The sequence below is a fragment of the Bartonella sp. MM73XJBT genome (assembly GCF_028618465.1).
Lineage (GTDB): Bacteria > Pseudomonadota > Alphaproteobacteria > Rhizobiales > Rhizobiaceae > Bartonella.
In genome coordinates this window covers 1-1,772 of sequence record NZ_JAQISY010000097.1, presented here as the reverse complement: position 1 = coordinate 1,772, position 1,772 = coordinate 1, and the positions used below count along the sequence as shown (strand labels likewise).

At 37.6% G+C, this 1,772-nt stretch carries 1 protein-coding gene; it reads right to left on the bottom strand.

Annotated features, from left to right (window positions below; translation table 11 throughout):
• Nucleotides 1–1,417, bottom strand: a 1,417-nt coding sequence (locus PVV69_RS09770; RefSeq protein ID WP_273757345.1) for a DEAD/DEAH box helicase family protein, incomplete at its 3' end; no start/stop codon positions are given.
• Nucleotides 1,418–1,772: the final 355 nt, after the last annotated feature.

Genomic DNA, 1,772 nt, shown 5'->3' with positions numbered 1-1,772 from the left:
CTTCCTTATCTATTTTAGTCAGAGCTCTATAACAGCCAATAATTTTTGCCGCATCATCTAAATCAATTTCACGGTTTTCATTGGCAATAATCTCCTGTATGGCTGGTGTGATATAGGTTTCATCAATACCTAAGACCACAATCTTGTAAGGGGTTAAAAGTTCATTCTCGACAGCTTCTGCGAAGCTATAATGATGGAGTTGTTTGCCAAAAAGCACCTCATCATCCATGGACGCCAAAACGGCATTAATCTCATCAGCACGCCTTTTGGCAGTTTCACTAAAGATACGAGGCGTTGCTGTCATGTATAGACGTTTTTTACCCCGAATAATGCTGTTATCGTGAACTTTGACAAATTCAGATTCATTGTCCTCACTTCCCAATGAAGTTCCAGTGGTTCTATGGGCTTCATCGCAAATGATCAGATCAAATTCGGGTAAACCATAGTCTTTTTGTGCATCGGAAATCACTTGAATGGAATGATAGGTTGAAAAGATCACCGTCATTGCCTCTGCAAAGCTTTCACAAGCCTCTTTGGCAAGTGCTTTGGCATCCGTCGTAGCAGGGAGAACAAGATCTGATGTTTCCATGCCAACAATATCATCTTGGTTTTTACGACGCTTGCCAACTTTTGTATCAGAACACACGGCAAAGGAACGCAAGGGAATTTGTGCATCTGCTGTCCATTCGCGTATCGTTTGCGAAACTAAAGCAAGGGAGGGCACTAAAAACAATACACGCTTGCCTTTTCCTGCTATTTGTTCTGCACTCTTAAGGCTAGTGAACGTCTTACCCGTTCCACATGCCATAATCAGCTTGCCACGGTCTGCTTCTTTTAAGCCTTCACAAACTTTCTTGATGGCTTCCTCTTGATGGGGGCGAGGCTCTTTTGTTGATTTCAAAACAACTTCTTGTTTTGTTGCAAATATTTGCCAGTCTATACGACTGTTTTCCATATAACGAAGGTCAATACGATAAACGGGTATCGCTTGTCCTTTAATCATTGCATTCACATTGTCAGTTAATTCACTTTCCGTGCTATCAACGAGAAGGCGGTATTTAAAGATGTCTTTTCCAGAAGCAGCGATAAAGCTATCAATATCCTTTTTATTGATCTGATGATCTGCTTTATAAAATTTACATTGAATAGCAACATACCCTTCTTGATTGCGAAGCTTAGCGACTAGATCAATGCCGATATCATTTTTATTCCAATCTTTACGCTCTTTAGCCCATTCAAAATAGCTTTCAACCTTTTCATATCGTCCATAATGCAAGGGGTCATGCATAAGATATTTGCTAACAAAATCTTCAAAAATTTTTCCCTGTTCAGCATTTGAAGTTGCTTGATCACGATAAGATTGTAAGAGAGAGCGTAAAGTGACTTGTTTATTATCAGACTTAACATATTGAAGCATATTAAGATAAACTCCATTGGCTATGGCAAGATCAAAACTCGTAAAGAAACGAAATGAAGTCTATTAAATTGATTCAAAAGAAATAGCGATAACAAAATGAGACAAAAGCAGCAGAAAACCCATAAATCGCTTAAAATAAATTTTATAAATCATGCTTATCAACAACAGAATAGTGAAATTTGCTATTTATTTCACATATCATTCAAGACGAATGCACTATGGGCTTTTAAAACATCAGAATGATCATTTTGATGCATTTTACTATAGGTTTTGAAGGTTTCTCAAACCCTCAAAATACCTTCAAAAATATACTATGGGTTGAATTTAAGGTTGTGTTGTCGATATAGGTTGTATT